The following is a 21,053-nucleotide window of genomic DNA, read 5'->3' as shown; positions in this document are numbered from 1 at the left end:
TATTCTCATTACGGGTTCTAACGTTTTTAGTTGCACTGAAGCTGCCAGATGTTATCCAAACGTAGCTAATGCTCCTTCTCATGATTCTTTCACTCGTTGCCTTCAAAGGCAACCCCCAGACACGGAAGCGTTATGGGAAGAAGTAAAAAATCATTTCAAGCCTAAGAAAGGCTTTTTAATTGTTGATGATTCAACATTAGATAAACCATACGCAAAAGAAATGGCTTTTGTTCATCGTATGTGGAGTGGAAAACATCATCGTACTGTAAAGGGGATAGGTCTGGTTACCTTAAGTTGGACAAACGGTACAACCGTTATACCTGTCGATTTTCGAATTTATAACATCGATGAAGACGACAAACAAAGAATTACCATTTCCTCGATATGTTTGACAAAGCCGAAGAAAGTGGTTTTAATCCAGAATTCGTTTTGTTTGATACATGGTATGCAAGTGTGAAAAATCTTAAAGCCATTAGGACGAAAGAATGGCATTTCCTTACAAGGTTAAAGAAAAATCGTTCGGTAAATCCTGACAACAAGGGAAATATGCCCCTTGAAACAGTAGACATTCCTCCAAAAGGACTTGTGTTTCATCTCAAAACATATGGATTTGTAAAGGTGTTTCGGATTGTTTCAAAAGATGGAGACACGCAACACCGGGTTACAGATGTGCAGGATATGGGTGAATCAAAACGTGAAGATGTGGCAAAGAAGGCCTGGAAAATTGAGGAATACCACAGAGGAATAAAGCAGTTATGTGGTGTGGAAAAATGTCAGGCAAGAAAGGAAGAGTCACAAAGAGCACATATAATATTCTCATTAAGAGCTTTTCTTTGACTGGAATTACAAAGAATCAAAAGTGGAATATCATGGTTTGAAAGTGCTATGAAAATTAGAAGAGCGGCAGTGACAGCATTTTTAAATAACCCCCTGTACACATTAAATTAATCCATATATATGGGAAGTTGTTAAAAACGATATGCTAAGAGCCAACTGCGTAACTCATAATACTATTAAAAAAACCTGGTATTATGTTAGATACATCATGAGCTAAGAGATACTTCCTTTAAACCCCGGAAACCGTTTTTCGAACGACACAGTATGGAGAATGAGGGTTGTACGCAGAATTGTTTTCAGCTCTTCCCGGGAAGCCCCTTATCATCGAACCTGATAGTAAATTTTGTTTCATCTCCGTTCTCAAGTTCAATAGTGCCATCGATCTGTTCAACCAGAGCATTCACAAGTTGCAAACCGAGGGTCTCGGGGTTTTTAAAATCGATATTTTCGGGAAAACGTCCCCCATTATCCGAATAAACCAGTGTAAATCCGGAGTACATCCCTGAATCTGTTATAGCGGTGTCTCTGTCGGATATCGTGGTGTCTCTGTGGGGTGCACTGCCAGGCCCCAGGGCTTCAGATTGTCTGCAAAGTGAAATCCTTATCTCCCCTTCGGCACTTTTCGGAAACGCATATTTCAAGGAATTTGAGAAAAGTTCGTTGATTATTATTCCGAGGGGAATTGCTGTGTCGATCCCGAGGAATATATGGCCTATATCAAGAAAAAGCCGGACTTTCTCGTTTCCGACCCTGTAAGAGTACAGAAGGTCAGAGGTTAGTTTCCTGAGATAAGCTGCAAAATCTATGCTTGTAGTGTCCTCGGATTTATGAAGCTCCTCATGGATTATGGACATGGAGACAACACGGTTTTCACTTTCTCTGAAGGCTTCAATAACATCTTTATCTTTGAACTTATCAGCCTGAAGGCTGAGCAGGGACGAAACTACCTGAAGGTTATTCTTGATCCTATGGTGAATTTCCCTCATACCGATAGCTTCGGCTTTTGCAAGGGTTTCCTCGGCTTTTTTCTTCAGAGTAATATCATAAGCATAGCCCTGGATAAATTCGGTTTCTCCTGAGGCGGCACAGATGTTATGGATCAACTCATGAACCCACTTTACAGTTCCATCTTTCCGCCTGAGCCTGTACTCATGTTCCATAATGGAGTTCGGGGAAGAATTCATTTTTACCCGGCTTATACTGAGTAGTGACCTATCTTCCGGATCAATGAGATCAGGCAAATGGATTCTGCCGGAGATGAAGTCTTCTTCTGTGTACCCGGTTATTTCCTCAACAACCCCTTCCAGAAAGAGAGGGGCAAAATCCCTGTCCAGCTTAAATGAGATCCCTTTAAAGTTCTGTAAGAATGAGCGGTAGAGTTCTTCGCTTTCCTTCAGTTTTTCCGAGGAAAGTTTGATTTCAGTAATGTCTTTCATCACTCCAAGGGCTTTGCATACACAGCCTTCTTCATCCCTCAGATAGACGCCTTTGTTTTCCACGAAAAAATAGCTTCCATCTTCCCGCCTGAACCTGAATTCTTCATTGAACTTTTCTCCGGTGTTCCAGCACTTTTTAAATTCCTGCTGCACTCTCCTGCGCTCTTCGGGATGAATATGATCAAGCCAGTCATAGTAAGTAAAATCCTGCATCTCGCTGTAGCTGTAACCCGTAAGTTCCGTGACTGCCCCTGCCCATTCAACATGTCCGTTTTGCAGGTCAAATTCGTATATCAGTTGCCCTGTCTGTTCAGTAGCTAAACGATATCGTTCTTCACTCTTTAACAGGTTCTCTTCGGTACGTTTGCGTCCGGTTATATCAAGCATTACTCCTACAAGCCCTCCTACAGTCCCATTAAGACCTCTGTATACGGCTTTATTGAAAAGGAACTCCCGGATTATCCCGTCAGAGCACATGACCCTGGACTCATAAACCTGGCTTCCTCCTCTCTGGAGCAGCTGTCGGTCAACTCTCTTGAAAAAATTTCCCTGTTCCGCTGGAATCGCTTCGGAGAGTTCATCTATAGAGTATCCTGTTACCATTTCCTTTGAGCTGCCAAGAATCATCCTCGCAAAGAGTTCGTTGCAGCCGCGGTAGATCCCTTCTCTGTCTTTATAAAATACGGGAGCAGGAATCGTATCAAGCAGAATTTCAAGAAAATGGATCTTATCCTGAAGGGTACCCTCTACCTTATTTCGTTCAATGGTTAACGAGATAAGGGATGCAACGCCATCCAAAAATGAAGTATCTTCTTTTGTAAATTTCTCTTTCTTTGTGCTGTGAATTATCAGCACTCCATAGGGTTTTTCAACACTTCCTATCAGGACACTTATTCCACCTGTTATTTCCTGATATCCTTTGAGTCCCATCCCCTCAATGGAACCCTTTCTGTTTAATTCTTCCATCCGGAGAGGTATTTTTGAAAACACTGTGTACCCGGCAGTCGAAGCTGCATCTCTTTTAATAACCTTACCTATATCTTCGATACTCCATCCGATTCCTGTTTCAAACAGAAAGTTTCCATCAGGCAAAAGTTTCAAAATTTTGCAATATTCTATGTCAAGCGTAGCAGCAATCAAAGTTAAGGATTCGTTCAGCAGGGTCCGGATATCCGGGGTTTTGAGAGCCAGTTCGGCAACCTGGGAAAGGACTTCGTGATGCCTATTTATAAGAGATAGTTTTAAAGATAGTTTTTTTTCGGCTTGTTTAGAAGAAGTGACATCCGATGCGTAGAGAATAGCAGATTTCCCGTCAGAAGAAGGTGTGAAAGTGGCTGAATATATTTTTTCGCCTGCTTCAAATTCCAGGTATTCGGACTTTTTCTTAAAGGCTGCTTTCCGCACAGTTTTCCGGATTTTTATGGGAACTTTCTCTCCGATCCCGCTTTCCCATGTTTCAAGCAATGATTTTCCTGCTTCATTAGCATAGAGAATAAATCCTTCTTTTTTGATCCTCAGGACAGGGTTGGGGCTGTTTAAAAGAAATTCTTCCATCCAATTTTCTTCTGCTTCACTTTTTCTGTCAGTAAAGTTTATGCTATCTACCCCAGCATTTAAGTTCCTGCCTTTTTTTCTTAGTTTTCTTCTCCGGATTTTGAGTTTACTTACCCAGGGCTCCAGGTTTCCGGGATTCGTTTTTATGAAAATCCTATCCGGCAGTCACATATATTATAAAGTAAGTGACATATTAATTTTTGGAAATGAGTTTAAAAAAGTTAAATGAGTGGGGGTATGGAGTGATATTATTCACAACTTCGCAGTTGAACATGAATATATATAAAAAGCCTGTCATTAAGAGTATATAATACTGGCAGGCACCTGCAACGGATCTCTGGAATACGTTTGGGAATACGCTGGCAGGTACGTAAAAATCTATACAGAATTTCGCTTTTTGAAAATGAGGGTATCTTTTATGGAAGACTTTAACCAGCTCAAAAGGAAACTTGATGATATGAGTGTTATGGAACTTTACGGGTATATAAAAGAAAAATATCCTGAAAATGAGGACCTTGCACTCGGATCCAAAAAGATAGTAATCAGGAAAGTCCTGAACTTCGAAAGAAACCTGCTGAATAAACTGGAAGAGGCTGGTAAGTAAGGTTTACACTTTCATAATCACACATAATCATATTTTGTTAAAATTTTCCCTGGAAGCTCCTCATCAGGGGCATTTCCGGGAACGATTCCATTTCAGGAGTGAGCTTGAGGCCTGCAGAACAGGTACATAAGTGCTGTTTTTTCTTTCCACGCGCTGAGTCCTGCTTGAGCCGACCTGCGTACCGTAGATAAAAACAAAAACATTAGGCAGGCTGGAAACCTGATACCAAATATCAACCGTTTAGTATCAACCGTGTTGCCAGGGAATAAATATAGGAAATTTGAAAAACAGAGTCCTCGTTTATAACTTAGGGTTCGATTTAAGATTGGGATTTATCCAAAAAAGAGTGAATGTATACTTAAAAGTGCTAATTTTCTTAATTTTTGCCACTTGCCAGAGAGTAGTTCTTTACTGATTAGCCCTTAATTGCCCCTAATAAATATACCAGGAGACGAAGTTCGAAAGATGTACTGAGGGGAACGGTTTCGGATGCTTGTAGCAGAGTCGGAAAAGTGTGTTTTTAAATACGACAGGCGCTTGTTTGATATAGAAAAGCAGTTGAATATTCTGCGCTATCTCAACCCTGTGAATGCCAGAAAGGAAAAAGAGAAGTTCCTCAGGGCATACGCTGGAGGCAAAACTTACAATCCTGTCTTCGAGTACGAAAGCTGTGGGCCGGAAGTAGGGGATTTTTGCAGGGATCTTAAAAAAATCAGGGAAAAACTTGAGCGCTGTAAAGGTTCTGTTTTTGCTCCTTTCTACATCAAAAAAATCAATTACCTCCTTCGCTTTCATGACCTTCTGATTCACAGGGACTCCCCGGATTTCGGGAACGAGCTTTCGGCCTTTTACGGACTCCCCTCCGGATCCCTTCTCCTGGAGGCTCAGAAAAACCTGGAGCGTTTAAAGAATGAGCAGGTGGAGAAAAACCTGAGCCCTGGAGATGTCAGAGATGTTTTTGAAACGGAGTTAAAGCGCTTAGGGCTGGAATGGGAAGTCAGGCCTGCAGATGGGGGAGGAGTGAAAATGGCAGTAAATGCGGCCTGCAGTGAAATCCACATCGATTTTTCGTCCCATTTTTCAAAAGCCGGAATCAAAGGATATCTCTGCCATGAAATAGGGACGCACGTCTTTCGGGCAGAAAACGGGAAATTCCAGCCTCTTATGCTTTTCCGCTCGGGTTTTCCGGGGTATATGGAAACCGAAGAGGAGCTTGCGGCCTACAATGAATCGAAAAATGGACTTCTGGTGCCGGAAAACCTTAAAAAATACAGCGCAAGGGTTGTGGCTGCTGCGATATGTAATGAAGCTTCGTTTTCAGAGATTGTGGATAAACTTACTGGCTATTTCTCCCCCGAAGAGGCTTTTACCTTTGCCCTGAGAGTCAAAAGAGGACTTCACGATACCTCCCTGCCCGGAGGTTACACCAAAGATTGTGTTTACCTGAGCGGTTTTCGAAAAGTAAGTGCCTTTTTACAAAAACAGCCCTCTGAACAGGAGGCTTTAAAGGTCCTTTATTGTGGGAAGATAGGGCTCCGGCACTTCGAACTGGCAAGGGACCTGCTGGCAGAAGGATTTCTCAAACAGCCGCGCTACCTGCCTGAGGCAAATCCGTCTTTCTCTAATTTTCGGTGATCCCTAGTTAAATGGGAGAAATTATTCAGGGAAATCTGACTGGTATTCTTCAGTATTTCCTGCCCCGCACTCCAGTATAAAGCCAGCACCTCTATACCGGCACTTTCTGCATCTTCTCACACTTCAAATGCTGATTTCTTCAAAAGAGTGTCTTTACAAATGTCCCGAAAGCTTTCATGAGCCTCAAAGAGTTTCCTGAAAACATCAGCTTCCTCATAAGGACAGAGGGGTGGTCCATATCCCCGTACTCCGTGATTGTATTCAGAATCGAAGGGGTGTTTAACGAGCCTATGAGTTCATTCAACTGACTGTCTTCAAGTTTTCCCATGTAGTCATGGATTTTCATGCCTACTTCGAGTTCTTTTGCCAGGCCCTTTCGCCAGAGCCGGTCGTATTCGGAAAGCCGGCGTGCAGAGGTGTCTCCTTCGAGGGCAGCCTCAGCTGCAATTTTTCCGGCAATTTTTGCTGCAAAAGCTCCCGTATAGACGCCGCCTCCTGACGTGGGTTTAGTCTGCCCTGCAGCATCGCCTGCGAGCAGGACACCGTCAGAAAATGTTTTTTCCAGGGGGCCGATTGGAATCCCTCCAACCACAAAGTCAAGCATGCCTCCTGAGTACCTTTCTTTTATGTGTGGGTTTGAGCAAAGGAGTTTTTCAAGATAGGAAAGCGGGGAATTCTCGCCAGGCCCGATTTTGCAGGCAAGCCCTGGCTCAAGCGCAAGCCCTGGCTCAAGCGCAAGCCCGATTCTCGAGACCTTTTCGTCAAGGGGCACGGTCCAGGCAAAGAAACCGGGGGCTGAAGAGCCTGGAAACAGCTCAACAAAATCGCTGTCATCCGAGGCATAGGGAGCTTCGATCTGAATTCCGGGAAGTATGCGCGCAGGTTTTCCAAGGCCTGCATAACTGGCTATGCGGCTTTTTACCCCGTCTGCCCCGATAACTACGGACGTGGATATGGTTTCAGGCTTTCCGTTCCTGAGTACTTTGAGCTTTACAGGAGAGCTCTTTTTTGTTCCATTTTCTTTTGTTCCGGTTCCGGCTTCAGAGCTCTCTTTTTCAAATCCTACAGCCCTTGTTTTCAGGGAGAGCTCAACACCTTCTTCTACAGCCATTACTGCAAGGGCGCGGTCAAAGTTTTTCCGGGAGACAACATACGCCTTTGTCTGCTTTCCATCAATCGGCAGGTACTGCCCATCAGGAGCATGCACAAAAGCCCCACGCACGGAATTGAACACAAATTCGTCCGAAGGCTTGAGGTCACATTCTTCAACGGCTCTCGTGCTCAGAAGCCCTGTACAGCCGACAGGAGACCCTATTGAGGAGTGCTCTTCGAGCAGAAGGACCTTTGCCCCATTCATTGCCGCATAGCGGGCGGCAGTGGAGCCCACAGGGCCAGCTCCTACCACAACAACATCATATTTCATACCGTATCACATTCGAATACCAGGCTTACCTTTTGCGGAAAGCTTTAATGTCTTCCAGGGAAACTTTAATGCCTTCTCAGGAAGTTTAATATATTCTTGATTCATATAATCAGTTAAAATAACAATTTAAATATAAGATCCAAGTTATACTTTAAGTTATACTTTAAGGGTTTTTGAAAGTATTAGAAAGTATTATCGTGTTTTCTTTTATAGGATCTTTCCCTTCACTCAAAGCATTAATACTTTCTCTCAAAATATTGATATATCGATAAACGCATCCTTGCTGAAAACTGAACGATAAGATACTTAACCATTTCTTCGAACCACCGGTCAGGGCTTCCATGCATCAGAAAAAAGAAAAATACCAGACTTCCAGCTCACAAAAACAAAAACGAAACAATTCGGACAGAAAGGGACCTCAGACCCATGAAAAAAGGGCAGAAAACAGGTCCCGGGATTTTAATAACAAATCCACTGCCAGAAAAAGCTCTGGCTCTGAAAGGCATCCGGATCCGGCTCTTTCAAAGAAAAAATCCTCTCCTCGTTTCGAATATGAAGATGACTACATTTTCTGGTGCAGGAAGTGCAACCTGCCGCTCATAGGGGAAGAGTGCGGGATCTGTGGCGGTAAAGGTGATATACTCCATCTTTCCCAGCCGGCAGATGTCAGGTTCTGTTCCCCCTATGAGAGGGAAGTCTTGGCAGAGCAGTTAATTTCAGCCTTCGGCTGCGATCCTCTGGGAGACAGATTTGTTCTCCTTAACAAAATTCCCGGAGAAGACAAAACTGACGAGGTTATCGTAGACGGTTTTATTTTTGGAGTGCTCCGTTTCGAACTTTCGGAAATGGACTACAGCTTTGAGCCTTCTCTTCAGGGTGCAAAAATCCTCCTCAAGTCTGCTGAAGGCAGAAAAGTCGAGCTTAAGAAAACAAACCGACACCTTAATGGAAAAAACGTAGCACCAGGGCTTATAGAATCTTTTGCCGGCAACATCAAAGCAGGGGATTTTGTCCTTGTGACTGCGGGCAGCCTTAGCGGATATGGAATTTCTTACATCGACGGTGCGGATTTCGCAGGCATGGAGAGCCTGTCAAAACCCGAAGCTCAATCCGGGACCGTAATTCAACCTGAAGTCAGAGCCCAATCTGAGTCCGAATACTCATCCGAAACCAAATCCCCCTCTGAAGCCGAATCCTCGTCCGAAACCGGAACAAAAGTTATCAGGGTCAGAAAGGTTGACAGCAGCGAGGCGTTCCTGCATCCCGAGATTCCGGATTTAGGGGCATGCATAGAAGCTAACAAAAAACACCTGCAGGTCCTGGGGAAAAATGCCATCAACACCATCCGCGGGATTATTTCCAGAAATGAGCATCGGGATCTGCCTGTGTATGTGTCCTTCAGTGGGGGGAAAGACAGTCTCGTGGTACTGGACCTGGCAAAGTCTGCCCTCAAGCAGAGGGAGTTTAAGGCTTTTTTCCTGAACACGGGGATCGAATTCCCTGAAACTGTGGAGTTTGCACGGGATTTATGCCGCGAAATGAAAGTCCCTCTTGAAGAAATGAGTTCCGGCTCCGCTTTCTGGGAGCAGGTAGAAAAATTCGGGCCTCCTGCAAAGGATTTCCGCTGGTGCTGCAAGGTCTGCAAACTGGCTTCGGCAGGAGACCTGGAAGCAGGAAAAGGAGCCTGTTCCCTTTCAGGAAAGGAGGCTGCAAATGCAGTTGCCTATCTGACAATAGACGGCAAGCGAAAGCATGAATCCTTTTCAAGGGCAAGAATTGCGGCGAGTGAGACAAATCCCTTCGTCCCGGCGCAGCTCAATATCTTCCCTATAAGGGACTGGCGTGCGCTTGAAGTCTGGCTATATATCCACTGGAGAGGGCTTTCATACAATCCTCTCTATGACCAGGGCTTTGAGAGGGTTGGGTGCTGGCTCTGCCCATCTGCCCTTGCTGCCGAATATTCCAGGGTAAAAGAACTGCATCCTGAGATGCACGCCAGGTGGAACGCCTTCCTGCTTGAGTGGGCAAAAAAGCACGGGCTTTCGGAAAAGTTCGTAGAGCATGGGTTCTGGCGCTGGAAGGAGCTGCCTCCGAAAATGCTAAGGCTGGCAGAGGAACTTGGAATCTCTGTCCTTGCGGAAGAAAAAGCTGAAGACTTTGAAATTGAGGTGGTGGGAGGAATTTCCCCCTGCAAAGCAGGAGGCTTTTCTGTCGAGGCAGGAGTCCGGGGCATCAGGGAAAAAGAAGCTGCGGATTTCATCAATGTGCTTGGAAATACTGTTTATGCAGAAGAACTAGGCATGCTGCTGGTCAAAACCGGAACCGGAACCGTGAAGTTTTTTTCGAATGGAAACCTGCTCGTAAGCTCGGAAACAAAGGAAAAAGCTGTCTGCCTTTTTAAAGAAGCTGCAAAACAGTTTGTCAGGCTTTCCCGCTGTACAGGATGCGGTATATGTGAGAAAGCCTGTCCTGTCGGAGCGGTTTCGATAAAAGAAGGAAAGCCTCATGTAAGTGAAACCTGTATAAGGTGTGGAAAATGCATGGAGTCCTGCGTGGTAACCAGGTATTTTGACAAACTTGTTCCCGGTCTGGATGAAAAACTAAAAGTTTGAACGGTAAAAAATGAATCTTAAAAAATGAATCTTAAAAAATGAATCTTAAAAAATGAATCTTAAAAAATGAGTATTAATACTATGATTGTCAGCAGTTAATCGGGAAGTTTCATTCCGGACAACTGAACTGGCATCTATTATCTGTTCTGTCCCACGCCCGGCACGGCTTAAACCCACCGGTTTTGAGCAAATTAGAACGCAATCTTCAACCATGCTGGAAAAATCAGGTATCAAAAATCAACCATTTGGCATCGGGTAACCAGTACTTTGGATAATCAAAAACCTGAATTTGGATAATCAAAAACCTGAATTTGGATAATCAAAAACCTGAATGATCAAAATTCGAATCCTGAGGTCTGAATTTGCTGTTCTGTTCATAAGCCGATGATATTTTTAAATAGTTTCTAATTATATTTTCATATTAAACCTGTAATCTTACCAGGCCCTTTCAGGTCACACATATTAGAAACGTCCCGATAATACCTGATTATCATGTTATTTACCTGACCGAGCTCCCCATGCACTAACTAAACTTTATACTAATGAGTCTAATGATGTTTATATCTTACTTTGAGCTCAACAATGCTTACATCCGGACTTATTTAATACCTTTGTTTCCGGTTCATGAATTTGATTATATTTACCTTTATTTAATTGATTGAATGATTATCATCTATTTATCATAATGGAACTGAAGAATGCGATTTAATTACCCACCCGACGGAGTCAGCCAGCTCATTGCCAGCCGCTGGAAAATAGGAATAGCCATTGCATTAGCTGTGCTTTTATTCTTCGCTTTCCTGATCCTACTGCCCCTGGCAGACGGAATAGTGCTCGGGATAGTCTTTGCATATATTGCCCGGCCTATCCAGGTGAAATTTGGAAAGTATAGAAAAGTAGGGGCTTTGATAGCCAGCCTTTTCATTTTCATCCCTATAGTATTCATTGTAGGAGCCGGAGTTGTTGAGATCCTTAACCAGGTCTCCTGGATTATTGAACACCAGACTTCAGTCATGGGCGGAATTTTAGACTTCATAAATGCTCTGGAAATTCCGGAAACATATGTTGAAAGGATAAATACTGCTATCTGGAACCTCTTTACCTCCCTGCTCCCTGCAGTCGGCAGCATAGGGCTAATCTCATATGCCCAGAGTATCGGTCTCTTTATTATTAATTTCATAGTTTCGATTTTCTTCTGTTATTTTCTGCTTGCCGATGGGGACAGGCTTTACTGTGCCTTTCTTGGCGTGATACCCGAAGATTATCAGGAAATTGCAAACCGCTATGCAGCTCATCTGGACCTTATCCTGAAAGGAGTTTTCATAGGCAATGCTTATGCCGCCCTCATAGTAAGCGTGACTTCAGTTTTCGTTTTTTACGCTTTCGGATTTACCCATGTGCTGGCACTTGCAACCCTTATCTTCATAGCATCGGTTATACCTCTTTTTGCCGGGTATATGGTGCTTGTACCCATGGCTTTAATACGTTATTTTGAACAGGGATTTGAAAGTGCATTTCTTTTTTTTGTGGTTTCTTCCCTTCTAATTTATGGCCCTCCCGAACTGATCCTCAGGCCTTTCCTGACCGGCATGAGGTCAAAGATCCATCCGATGCTGCTCATGCTCGCCTTCTTAGGAGGGGCTTTTGTGGGAGGGGTTGCAGGTTTTTTTGCAGCCCCTATTCTTCTGGGAGCACTCGTTGCAGCTTACAGAGTTTATCAGGAACAGATTCATCCTGAAATGGCAGCACAGGCTGACCTCTACCTCAAGAATCTGACAAAATCCTGCCAGGACTGATTGATAAAAATAGATTTCAATGAGGAGAAAGGGATTGCTTTATATCATTGCAGGATGTTAGGACTGTCATATATTCTTCTTAACTTCCTTTAATCAAGATCTACTGACGGGTACAGACCTCAAACAGTCCAGAAATCAGGTCCTGGTATTAAGTTGTAATACTAAGTCATAAAATACTGTTTGGGCCTCTGTTTGATCCAGAACAAAAGCCAATTCGTAACACATATTCGGCTTAGAAAACACAGGTGATAGAATGCAGTTATTGCTCATTCACTCTGACTATATTGAATACAAAACCAAAAAAGAAACTCCAGTTGCTGAAAAAATAGAAGAGTCCTTAAAGTCAGGCAGACTTGAGGAAGCCCTCACCGCTTTTACGGCTGTGGAAAGCGTGGATGAAGCTAATCCAGAAGAGGCCATAGAAAAAGCTGTATCTGAAATCGAAAAGGTTGCAGCTCAGGTCAAAACCGACCGCATAATGCTTTATCCATATGCCCACCTGAGTTCTGACCTTTCCTCTCCTAAAGTAGCAGTAGAGGTCTTAAAAGGCATTGAGAAAGCCCTCTCAGGAAAATATGAGGTAAAACGTGCTCCTTTTGGATGGTACAAAGCCTTTACTGTAAGCTGTAAGGGGCACCCCCTCTCCGAACTTTCCAGGAGCATCCGTCCCGAGGGGACAGCAAAAGCAGTATGCAAAACTGTGACAGTCGAGGAAAAAGAAGAGGTAGTTTCCGAAGCCCTGAAAGCCGAAGGTACTGCCAGGTCCTACTGGCGCATCCTGACTCCGGACGGGGAACTCCATGAAATCGAGGGCTTTGACCTCGCTCCTTACCCGAAACTTCAGAAGTTTGTGAATTATGAAATGTCCAAAAGCAGGGCGGTTGAGCGTGCTCCTCCCCATGTTGAACTCATGCGGAGGCTTGAGCTTGCAGACTACGAGCCAGGGTCAGACTCCGGAAACATGCGCTATTACCCCAAGGGAAGGTTTGTTAAGTCCCTCCTTGAAAACTACGTGCTTGATGTCGCAACCGAGTTCGGGGCAATGGAAGTCGAAACTCCCCTGATGTATGACATGAACCACCCGACTCTCAAGAAGTACCTTGACAGGTTCCCTGCAAGGCAATATTCTATTGAGTCTGACAAGCGGCAGATGTTCCTGCGTTTTGCAGCCTGCTTCGGGCAATTCCTGATGAACCACGACATGACGATCTCCTACAAAAACCTGCCATTAAGGATGATCGAAATGACCCGCTACAGTTTCAGAAAGGAACAGCGTGGAGAGCTCGTAGGCCTGAGAAGACTTAGGGCTTTTACCATGCCTGATATGCACACTCTCTGTGAGGATATGAGCCAGGCTGTAAACCAGTTCAAGCAGCAGTATGACCTCTGCATCGACGTGCTTGAAAATGTGGGAATCCATATTGATGATTATGAAGTTGCCATCCGTTTCACCAGGGACTTCTATGAGTCTAATAAAGACCTGGTAGTCAGCATGGCAAAGACCGTTAACAAGCCCGTGCTTGTGGAAATGTGGGATACCCGTTTCTTCTACTTCGTGCTCAAGTTCGAGTTTAATTTCGTAGATGCCCTTGACAAAGCAAGCGCCCTTTCCACTGTCCAGATCGATGTGGAAAATGCCGAAAGGTACGATATCTCTTATGCGAGCGCAGACGGCAAACTGGAGAGACCGACCGTTCTCCACTGCTCTCCAAGCGGAGCAATCGAACGCTGTATCTATGCTCTCCTTGAAAAGGCTGCAATGGAAACTGAAGATGGAAAAGTCCCCATGTTGCCGTTATGGCTTTCTCCCACTCAGGTAAGGGTTGTGCCGGTTTCCGAAAAACACCTCGCTTTTGCCGAAGAGCTTTCAAAGAAACTGGACTGCAGGGTTGATGTGGATGACCGCGACCTGTCCATAGGAAAGAAGGTAAGGGAAGCGGGCAGGGAATGGGTGCCATACGTTGTGGTTATTGGAGATAAAGAACTGGAGGAGGGTACGATTAACGTAACCGTCCGGGCCGAGTCCGAACAGGATAAGCCTAAAAAAGTTCAGATGACCCCGGAAGAACTGAATACCCGCATAAAAGAAGAAACTGCTGGCAAGCCCTACAGGAAGCTGCCTCTTGCAAAGTATCTTTCTGCAAGACCAAAGTTCTTCTAAACTCTTTCAAATTTCCTTTTCCGGAAGATATCAAAGGACAGAGGATCTCTGCAACGAGCCTTTTCCTTTGACTTTTCCGTACATAAATTGTTGCAGTTCATAATTTCTGCAAAATAATATTTTTAGAGTTCATGTGCTATAATGTTCTTTAGAATTCCGTATAATTAAAATTCCACAACTTTATATTATATTAATTCTTATACTGCCGCAATTCTTATATCGCCGTAGTTCTTATTACTGAAAAGGGATTCCTTTTAACTAAAAGCCGTTCAAAAATGCTCTTTTCGATTTCGGAACGAAAGGAGATGGCCCAGATTTTCTGGACTGAAGTTTTTTATCCGTAATTTTGCAGTCAGGGGAGTTAATTCTTAGAATATTTCCAGTTGCATGCACGGTTTCCTGTGCATGGAGCATGCAGTTTCCCGGAAAACTTTTTGAAAGGTAGCTTTCTGATATTATTGAATATAAATAATTTTATAAAGTAAAATTTTATAGAGTGAAAAGCGTGAGGACAGCGTACTGATGACAATTTCAAATGAAGCCTCAGCCGGCATGGAAACCGTCGAGCTCGAGCCCTTGAGGGAAGATAAGAAGAAAATCTTTGAGGATATTCTGGAATATTTTGAAACCCATCAGAGAGGCTATATCAAAGTTCCCACTGGCTGGGGCAAAACCTTTCTTTCAAAACATATAATGAATAAATATTATGAGGAAGGAAAACTTGTACTTTTCCTTATTTCGAAAAACAACCCTCTCCTGAGCCAGACATACTATGACAGGAAAAAAAACAGGCCCCTCTTTCCCAATAGTGCGCTTCTCTCTTCCGAACAAAAGGTCTCTAGAAAAGAGATTGCAGAAGCCCTTAAAAAAGCCGGGCAGGAAAAAGGTGAAGGCTTTGTGCTCTTTGCCTCGCTGCAGACAGTACTCGGAAAACAGGCCTCAGAAATCAAAGAACTTCTTCTCGAATATACTGACATTGCAATCGTGGATGAGATCCACAACTTCATAAACAACAGGGGAAACGACTTTCTCAATGAGTTTGGAGAACAGACTAAAATCCTGGGGATGACTGCAACTCCTTTCCAGGGTGTAGTCGGAAATGTCAAATTCGTGGATGAGATTGCCGGGGATATGAGGGAGGTCTATGCAAAGACTCTTCCTGAGTGTATCCTTGATGACGAACTTGCACCCCTTAAGTATACGATTGCTGAAAGTTCGGAGGATATATTTGAGATTTTTGACTTTGAGAAAGGGCTGGATGAACTTGACAGGCAGGACCTTTACCTTGACTGCAGCACTGTTGACAAATTGAAAAAAGTTATCCATAGAACCCAGCTCGCAAAAGATGTGTACGATTCGCTGGTAAAGCAGAGAAATTCAAAGACCCTTGTTTTCTGCGCCCCTGTCCGGAAACGTGTCTATGGAGCCGGGGAGGACGGAGAGGAAATCAACGCGTTTCATGCAAAACTCACTGCCTCGGTTTTCAATGGGGAAATCTCTGCCCCGGAGCTGGAAAAGGATTCTGATCCGGTATTGCCTCTTGATTTTGAGAATTATACTCCTGAAGGAGAGTTCACATATGCCGCTTTTATGACTTCTGAATTGCCCAAGGAAGAACAAAGTGCTCTTCTTGCAGCTTTCAGGGAAGCAGGAAAGCCGCCCTATGTCCTGTGCACGGTCGGTATGCTGATCGAAGGCTTTGATTTTCCGGGGCTTGAAACCCTTATCCTTCTGCGGCCAACCCTGAGCATGCGGCTCTTTGAACAGCAGGTCGGAAGGGTTACAAGGCTTTCTCCGGCTTCCGGGAAGTATAGGGGAAACATCTTTGAAATCGCGGACAGCATCGACTCCCTCTATCAGCATTTCGGAGAAGGGGTTTTCAACGGGGAAAAAGTTGACCAGGTACAGATGCTCCAGCCTGAAATCCGCCTCGAAGAGCTTTTCTCCGAAGGAGATGCAGCCAGGGCAATTGAGGAAGGAAAAATCGAAATCAGCAAGGTAGACTTCAGCAACTTCAGGAAAGGAAAGGGAAAAGGAAAGGGTAAAGGAAAGGATGTGCAGGCAGTAGAGGTCCCTGTCAGGCTTCCCCCAACCGCCCTGAGGGCAAAATATTTCTCGCGCCTTCTTGCCATCACAGAGGAAAAGGATATCGGAGCCTTTGAACGGGAAAAGCGGGAACTTATGCGGGGCGCCTTAAGGTTCAGGGTCAGGGAACTCAGAGACGCAGAAGAGCTCGCGAACCTTTCCGGCCAGATAAACAAGCTCAAGAGAGAAGCCTACGAAGACCGCAGGTTAGGGGATGTTTCAAGGCAGCATAAGCCCAAGGTCTTCGGGGAAGTTGAATGGCTCCTTAAACTCCAGGCCTTAAATTCCCTGAAGTACCATGGTGAGCGCATTTCGATGCCCGAGAAAAATAGAATTCTAAAGACCCTGGGATTTGATCCTGATATCAGGAAGATAGACAGCTACAGGCTCAAGTGCCTGAAACTCGGTTCTGCCCAGAAGAACATTCCAGACCTTGTCAAAGTTCTCGGGTTCGTAAGCCGCCTATCATCTTCTGAAACCTACCAGTTCCTTGATAAAAAGAAGAAAGAACAGTGGAAGAGAGAATTCCTGCCTTCGGTTTACTGGGGCTTCTGCTTTATTGACGATTCTCCGGAACTCAGGGAGCTTTTCGAGTCCACGGAATGGGACAGGCGGGTCAAGAATATAATCAGGCAAAAATGATCTGATAGTTCCTGACCGCTGATGATTTCTGACCACTGATGGTTTCTTATCAATCGATTGAAATTATTCAGAACATCCGCGGCAGGAATCTTTTTTATCTTCTGCGCCTTGCTGGACAGAAATCGGCTCGCCAGCCAGATAAACACTTTATTTGACCCCGGAAACTGCGTTAAAATACACATGGAATATAAGCGCCTCCGCCAGCTTGTCTGGCGGCCCTTCACAAAAAGCAGAAGGAAGCTGAAGGAAGAAGAACGAAGTAAAAGAGAGGAAACAGGAAGATGAAGCTTGAAAAGCAATAAAAAGCGATAAAAGCAGAAATGGATTATTGTTTGCTAATTTTCTTCATTTAATAGGAATATTGTTTGCTGATTTTCTTCTTTTTCGTCTTTTTGAGACAGGCCGCTCTCCTCCGTTGAGCGTGACAAGAATGGTTTATTATAGTGAATAAGGTTGAATTGGCTAAGAAAGCATACTCTATGGAGATTTTGCACAAATATACGAAGAGTTATGTCTAAAAATACTGTTCTTTATCCTTTTTAGTGGAGATAACTGTAAATTACGGCATTAAAAAAAGGGAACTACAAACCTTCTCTGAATAATGAAACAAAGAAGTGGGCTATATAAGTATAGAAATTTGTATTGTAAAGCATGACTTCTTTTCTTAATATTCCATGTGAAACAAAAAGTAAACAAGCACATGAGTGCTTAATTCCCTGGTACATAATTGGAATAACTGCAATCCTCTGTGCAGCAACTCTGGTTTTGATCGCTTTTCTTGGACCCGTTGGGCAGGGAATAATACAGTATAGAACCTCTCAATCTGGCATATGGCAGATCTCCGGACAGGACCTTGCAAATTTGGTACTGATCGCGCCTATACTGTTAATCGGTGGGATTCTATGTCTGGCCAGAAGGGCCGGCTCGAAATACCTGCTGATACTTACACCGATAACATTAATGTATACAGGACTTTCCATCGGGATTGGCCAGGAGTGGAGCAATCCTGCTTACAGTGGCAATGTTGAGGACTACTGGTGGCTCTTTGGAATCCTTTTAGTAGGCGGGCTCATCCTTCTTTTAGGCAGCCTATCCATGTTTACCGAAGCAGATGCTCCTTACTTCAAACCGAAAGGTCTGCGAATCTATGTGGTTCTGATGACCGTGTTTTTCCTGCTCTTTGCAGCGATGTGGATATCTCAAATCCAGCAAGTTATAAGTACTGGAGACCTTCCCGATGGCTCATATAAAGCGACTCCAACTGCCTTCTGGACCATCAGATACCTTGACCTTGGAATAAGTATTCCATTAGGTTTTCTAGCCCTATTCCTGATGCTTTCAAAACCAAAAAAGGCATATTCATTATTGCTCCTGTTCTTTGGTTTCTTCATTACTCTCGGAACTGCTGTGGACATGATGGCCATAATTCAATTCTTGAACGGGGATACGGAAGCGGCCAAGGGAGGACTCGTTATATTCCCAATACTTACAGCTTTCTCTTATGGAGGCCTCTTCTATCTTGTTAAAGATAAAATTCGTTTAGGTGTAAAGCTCAGATAACCGGAAATGGTTATTATCGAACTTGCCTCTATTGCGATTGTACAGAGTTGAGAAAAAAGATTCAACCGCGTAAGTCCCATACTTTGATGTCCATTTAATCTTTTTCTGTTATTTTTACTGGTCTTTAACATATTCAAAGGTCCAGATAGGAATTCCTTTTATCTCACCTTTTTCGAGATGTTCCAGCTCATGAGCTGCGCTATATGCCGGGGTGCCTTTCAGTTGTATGTGTTTTTTCTTCAGTTCCCTGACTCTTATTTTTCGGAGCGCTGGATTTACCTCTGCAAGTATCACCCTTTTAGCCTGCAAGGTTATACAGTAGGGTCGTTCGACCAGGTCTCTTTCTTCCCTTTCCCCGCATTTTTCCAGCCTGCGGACGACTCCTTCTTCCTTTATGATTTCGGGATCGATAAAGAGGTATATCTTTTCCAGAGTATAGCCGGTCTTGCTCTCTTCATTGTAATAAGTGATCACATCCTTTACTGCAATGCTTTTTGTGTCTTCGGAGGCATAACTCCATGAACCTCCTGATTTTAGCGAAAGCAGAAAAGGAAGAAATAGCTCTTCTTGAATTTCAAAACTGGAAATCAGATTTTTTTCCAGAGCTGAAAACTTGAAGATAGCCCTGATTTCTTCAGCGTCCATATTCGCATCCCCTTCTTAAGAGTTTGAATATCGAAGCCTATTTAATTTTTCTTAATCAAAAAAGAAAATTCAAGTTTTGGATACACTGACTTTTAGACCCACATTCTCCTATATGTGGCTGATAATTCTGTTCATGTAGTAGTCATGTTTTGTATTATTTTTCATCATGATATTTTTCTATAAACTGAGGTGTTTTTTCATCTGCTTTGCTGTACAGTATCCGCGAACTCTTTTAATAACGCTCAGTAGCTCATAATACTCTCCGAGCATCAATAACTATGCATAGCCAGTTTCATTCACATAAAGCACAAACTAATCAACATAAAACGAAATCCTTATATTGATTCACATTATATCTTTTAATGACTGACGGTCATATTATGGACATCAGTCATAATGGTGAAGATAATGGCAACCACTGACAGAAAGGAACGAGAAAAAGAACAAAGGAAGAATGCTATTATCGATGCCGCTGAAAAGCTGTTTTTTTTTAGGGGCTTCGACAACGTGTCCATGGAAGAGCTCGCAAAAGAAGTGGAACTTGGCAAAGGCACTCTTTATCTTTACTTTAAGAATAAGGATGCACTGTTCTTTGCCATCATTTTACGCAAAATGGATGAGCTGCATGAGATTTTCCGGGAGTGTGCAGACCTGAAGGTATCTGGCCGGGAAAAATCAAAATTGATGGGAAAAAGGTACTTTGAGTTCGTCCACGAAAACAAGGAATACTACCAGATGGTTTGCACCAACGGGCCAAAACTTTTCAGGAAACTGGAGAATGAAGAACTGCATACTTTTATGGAGCACATGAAAGAAGACCTTCTCCTGCACCACGGAGTGTTTAGAGAAGGTATGGCTGATGGGACGGTAAGGAATGACATTAACCCATTGGAACTGGCTTTTTTCATGGCCCTTATGTCCAACAGCATTGTCTGCCTTGACCCGGGTTGGAAAATAATGCTCGAAGCCGAAGGAATCAGCTACCATCAGTTTGTAAAAGATTTCCTTCTCTTTATCGGCAACGCTATTGAAAAACGCCCGGATGTGGATTAAGCGGGTCTGAGCAACAGCGCCATCGAGAAACACTAATTAGATTAGTCCCGGGAACTCGAAAAAGAGACGGATATTGCACCTGTATAGCGATAGCTGATGCTATTGAAAGTGTAATCAAAATGTGATCGGGAATGAAAGAGTGATCGAGAATTAAAAAGTGATTGAGGTGGGAAGTTATGCCAACAATAAAAGTCAATGACATAAACATGTACTACGAGATCCACGGTGAAGGTGAACCGCTGGTGTTAATACAGGGACTGGGATTTGAAATCTCCTCAATAACTCAGGGAAAAGGAAAAGCCGATTATCTGGACAAGTATTCTCAAAAATACAAGGTAATTGTCTTCGATACCCGGGGTTCGGGAAGGACTGACAAACCGGATATCCCTTATTCAATTGAGATGATGGCAGAGGATACAATAGGTCTTTTAGACTTACTGGGGATAAAACGGGCCCACTTCATTGCCTCTTCCATGGGTTCGTGCATAGCCCTAACGCTTGCTGCCAAATACCCTGAGCGTGTCAAGAGCCTGGTGCTTCACGTGGCATTCCACAGGGTTCCTTTTCCGAGGAATGTGATCTGGAGCCTCATGTGGAGAATGCCCGGAGGCAAAAAGCAGATGATGAAGGGTGCAGACTTTCTTTTCAAACAGCAGTATCCGCCAACGCCCGAATCGTTCGCCCGGCAAGGCTTAGCACCCCTTAATTTCGACGGCAGAAAACTACTTGGCCAGATCAAAGCATCCACTCTCATTGTAAACGGCACAAAGGACCAGGCTGTTTCTATGAAGATCACTCAAGAGCTGGCTCAAGGGATTCCCGGTGCAAAGCTTGTCCTGGTTGAAGGAGACCACCTGTTCATATCACAGGATATAAATTTGCTTCTCAAGCCCGCTCTTGAATTTTTAGCTGAAGTCGATGCTTTTTGATATTAACGAAAAACAAAAACTCCGAAAATAAGTGCACAGAACATTGGAATTAAATTATTCTTTTTTTAATTTTTTATATTT

The 21,053-nt window shown here is 43.7% G+C and carries 14 protein-coding genes; 11 read left to right on the top strand and 3 right to left on the bottom strand.

The annotated features are described in order from the left end of the window. Nucleotide 1 precedes the first annotated feature (1 nt). Complete coding sequence (locus EO98_RS19495) at nucleotides 2-457, top strand: transposase (RefSeq protein ID WP_082098436.1); 456 nt, start codon at nucleotides 2-4, stop codon at nucleotides 455-457. After that, nucleotides 385-837, top strand: a complete 453-nt coding sequence (locus tag EO98_RS17360) for a transposase (protein ID WP_052735076.1) — start codon at nucleotides 385-387, stop codon at nucleotides 835-837. The genes EO98_RS19495 and EO98_RS17360 overlap by 73 nt, the downstream gene beginning before the upstream one ends. 296 nt (nucleotides 838-1,133) lie before the next feature. Here EO98_RS17360 and EO98_RS02295 read toward each other — a convergent pair whose 3' ends face one another. Beyond that, complete coding sequence (locus tag EO98_RS02295; RefSeq protein WP_048141641.1) at nucleotides 1,134-3,827, bottom strand: PAS domain S-box protein; 2,694 nt, start codon at nucleotides 3,825-3,827, stop codon at nucleotides 1,134-1,136. Between the two features lie 418 nt (nucleotides 3,828-4,245). Here EO98_RS02295 and EO98_RS02290 point away from each other — a divergent pair, with 418 nt between their 5' ends. After that, nucleotides 4,246-4,431 carry a hypothetical protein gene (locus EO98_RS02290; RefSeq protein ID WP_048141643.1) on the top strand — a complete coding sequence of 62 codons (186 nt, stop codon included), beginning with the start codon at nucleotides 4,246-4,248 and terminating at the stop codon, nucleotides 4,429-4,431. 489 nt (nucleotides 4,432-4,920) lie between these two features. After that, nucleotides 4,921-6,066 carry a tyrosine/phenylalanine carboxypeptidase domain-containing protein gene (locus tag EO98_RS02285; protein WP_048141645.1) on the top strand — a complete coding sequence of 382 codons (1,146 nt, stop codon included), beginning with the start codon at nucleotides 4,921-4,923 and terminating at the stop codon, nucleotides 6,064-6,066. A 139-nt stretch (nucleotides 6,067-6,205) separates the two neighbouring features. Here EO98_RS02285 and EO98_RS02280 read toward each other — a convergent pair whose 3' ends face one another. After that, the gene (locus EO98_RS02280; RefSeq protein WP_048141648.1) at nucleotides 6,206-7,489 is read right to left on the bottom strand and encodes an NAD(P)/FAD-dependent oxidoreductase; all 1,284 of its coding nucleotides are present in this window, start codon (nucleotides 7,487-7,489) and stop codon (nucleotides 6,206-6,208) included. A gap of 341 nt (nucleotides 7,490-7,830) precedes the next feature. Between EO98_RS02280 and EO98_RS02270 the strand changes: the two genes are divergently transcribed. The 5 genes from EO98_RS02270 to EO98_RS02250 all read left to right on the top strand — a co-directional run bounded on the left by EO98_RS02270 (nucleotide 7,831) and on the right by EO98_RS02250 (nucleotide 18,345). Further along, complete coding sequence (locus EO98_RS02270) at nucleotides 7,831-10,101, top strand: phosphoadenosine phosphosulfate reductase family protein (RefSeq protein WP_048141652.1); 2,271 nt, start codon at nucleotides 7,831-7,833, stop codon at nucleotides 10,099-10,101. Between the two features lie 698 nt (nucleotides 10,102-10,799). Next, complete coding sequence (locus EO98_RS02265; protein ID WP_048141654.1) at nucleotides 10,800-11,897, top strand: AI-2E family transporter; 1,098 nt, start codon at nucleotides 10,800-10,802, stop codon at nucleotides 11,895-11,897. A 253-nt stretch (nucleotides 11,898-12,150) separates the two neighbouring features. After that, nucleotides 12,151-14,058 carry a threonine--tRNA ligase gene (locus EO98_RS02260; RefSeq protein WP_048141656.1) on the top strand — a complete coding sequence of 636 codons (1,908 nt, stop codon included), beginning with the start codon at nucleotides 12,151-12,153 and terminating at the stop codon, nucleotides 14,056-14,058. 522 nt (nucleotides 14,059-14,580) lie between these two features. After that, a complete protein-coding gene (locus tag EO98_RS02255; protein WP_048141658.1) occupies nucleotides 14,581-16,785 on the top strand; it encodes a DEAD/DEAH box helicase in 2,205 nt (734 codons plus the stop codon). A 651-nt stretch (nucleotides 16,786-17,436) separates the two neighbouring features. Next, nucleotides 17,437-18,345 (top strand): hypothetical protein, encoded by a 909-nt coding sequence (locus tag EO98_RS02250; protein ID WP_048141661.1) that lies wholly within the window; start codon nucleotides 17,437-17,439, stop codon nucleotides 18,343-18,345. Nucleotides 18,346-18,459: 114 nt separating this feature from the next. Here EO98_RS02250 and EO98_RS02245 read toward each other — a convergent pair whose 3' ends face one another. Next, the gene (locus EO98_RS02245; protein WP_048141663.1) at nucleotides 18,460-18,990 is read right to left on the bottom strand and encodes a RimK/LysX family protein; all 531 of its coding nucleotides are present in this window, start codon (nucleotides 18,988-18,990) and stop codon (nucleotides 18,460-18,462) included. A gap of 408 nt (nucleotides 18,991-19,398) precedes the next feature. Here EO98_RS02245 and EO98_RS02240 point away from each other — a divergent pair, with 408 nt between their 5' ends. After that, nucleotides 19,399-20,043: a TetR/AcrR family transcriptional regulator gene (locus EO98_RS02240; protein ID WP_048141665.1), complete on the top strand. Its 645-nt coding sequence runs from the start codon at nucleotides 19,399-19,401 to the stop codon at nucleotides 20,041-20,043. A 176-nt stretch (nucleotides 20,044-20,219) separates the two neighbouring features. Then, on the top strand, nucleotides 20,220-20,972 hold the full coding sequence (locus EO98_RS17355; protein ID WP_052734550.1) for an alpha/beta fold hydrolase: 753 nt from the start codon (nucleotides 20,220-20,222) through the stop codon (nucleotides 20,970-20,972). Nucleotides 20,973-21,053 lie beyond the last annotated feature (81 nt).

The sequence above is a fragment of the Methanosarcina sp. 2.H.T.1A.6 genome (assembly GCF_000979455.1).
Taxonomy (GTDB): Archaea; Halobacteriota; Methanosarcinia; order Methanosarcinales; family Methanosarcinaceae; genus Methanosarcina.
The sequence above is the reverse complement of the archived record's forward strand: the minus strand, read 5'-3'. Positions and strand labels throughout refer to the sequence as shown.

What these genes read in the sequence shown, in the direction of transcription:
- EO98_RS17360 (WP_052735076.1), top strand. Translation starts at nt 385, where the DNA reads ATGTTTGACAAAGCCGAAGAAAGTGGTTTTAATCCAGAATTCGTTTTG.
- EO98_RS02295 (WP_048141641.1), bottom strand. Translation starts at nt 3,827, where the DNA reads ATGGAAGAATTTCTTTTAAACAGCCCCAACCCTGTCCTGAGGATCAAA.
- EO98_RS02290 (WP_048141643.1), top strand. Translation starts at nt 4,246, where the DNA reads ATGGAAGACTTTAACCAGCTCAAAAGGAAACTTGATGATATGAGTGTT.
- EO98_RS02285 (WP_048141645.1), top strand. Translation starts at nt 4,921, where the DNA reads ATGCTTGTAGCAGAGTCGGAAAAGTGTGTTTTTAAATACGACAGGCGC.
- EO98_RS02280 (WP_048141648.1), bottom strand. Translation starts at nt 7,489, where the DNA reads ATGAAATATGATGTTGTTGTGGTAGGAGCTGGCCCTGTGGGCTCCACT.
- EO98_RS02270 (WP_048141652.1), top strand. Translation starts at nt 7,831, where the DNA reads ATGCATCAGAAAAAAGAAAAATACCAGACTTCCAGCTCACAAAAACAA.
- EO98_RS02265 (WP_048141654.1), top strand. Translation starts at nt 10,800, where the DNA reads ATGCGATTTAATTACCCACCCGACGGAGTCAGCCAGCTCATTGCCAGC.
- EO98_RS02260 (WP_048141656.1), top strand. Translation starts at nt 12,151, where the DNA reads ATGCAGTTATTGCTCATTCACTCTGACTATATTGAATACAAAACCAAA.
- EO98_RS02255 (WP_048141658.1), top strand. Translation starts at nt 14,581, where the DNA reads ATGACAATTTCAAATGAAGCCTCAGCCGGCATGGAAACCGTCGAGCTC.
- EO98_RS02250 (WP_048141661.1), top strand. Translation starts at nt 17,437, where the DNA reads ATGACTTCTTTTCTTAATATTCCATGTGAAACAAAAAGTAAACAAGCA.
- EO98_RS02245 (WP_048141663.1), bottom strand. Translation starts at nt 18,990, where the DNA reads ATGGACGCTGAAGAAATCAGGGCTATCTTCAAGTTTTCAGCTCTGGAA.
- EO98_RS02240 (WP_048141665.1), top strand. Translation starts at nt 19,399, where the DNA reads ATGGCAACCACTGACAGAAAGGAACGAGAAAAAGAACAAAGGAAGAAT.
- EO98_RS17355 (WP_052734550.1), top strand. Translation starts at nt 20,220, where the DNA reads ATGCCAACAATAAAAGTCAATGACATAAACATGTACTACGAGATCCAC.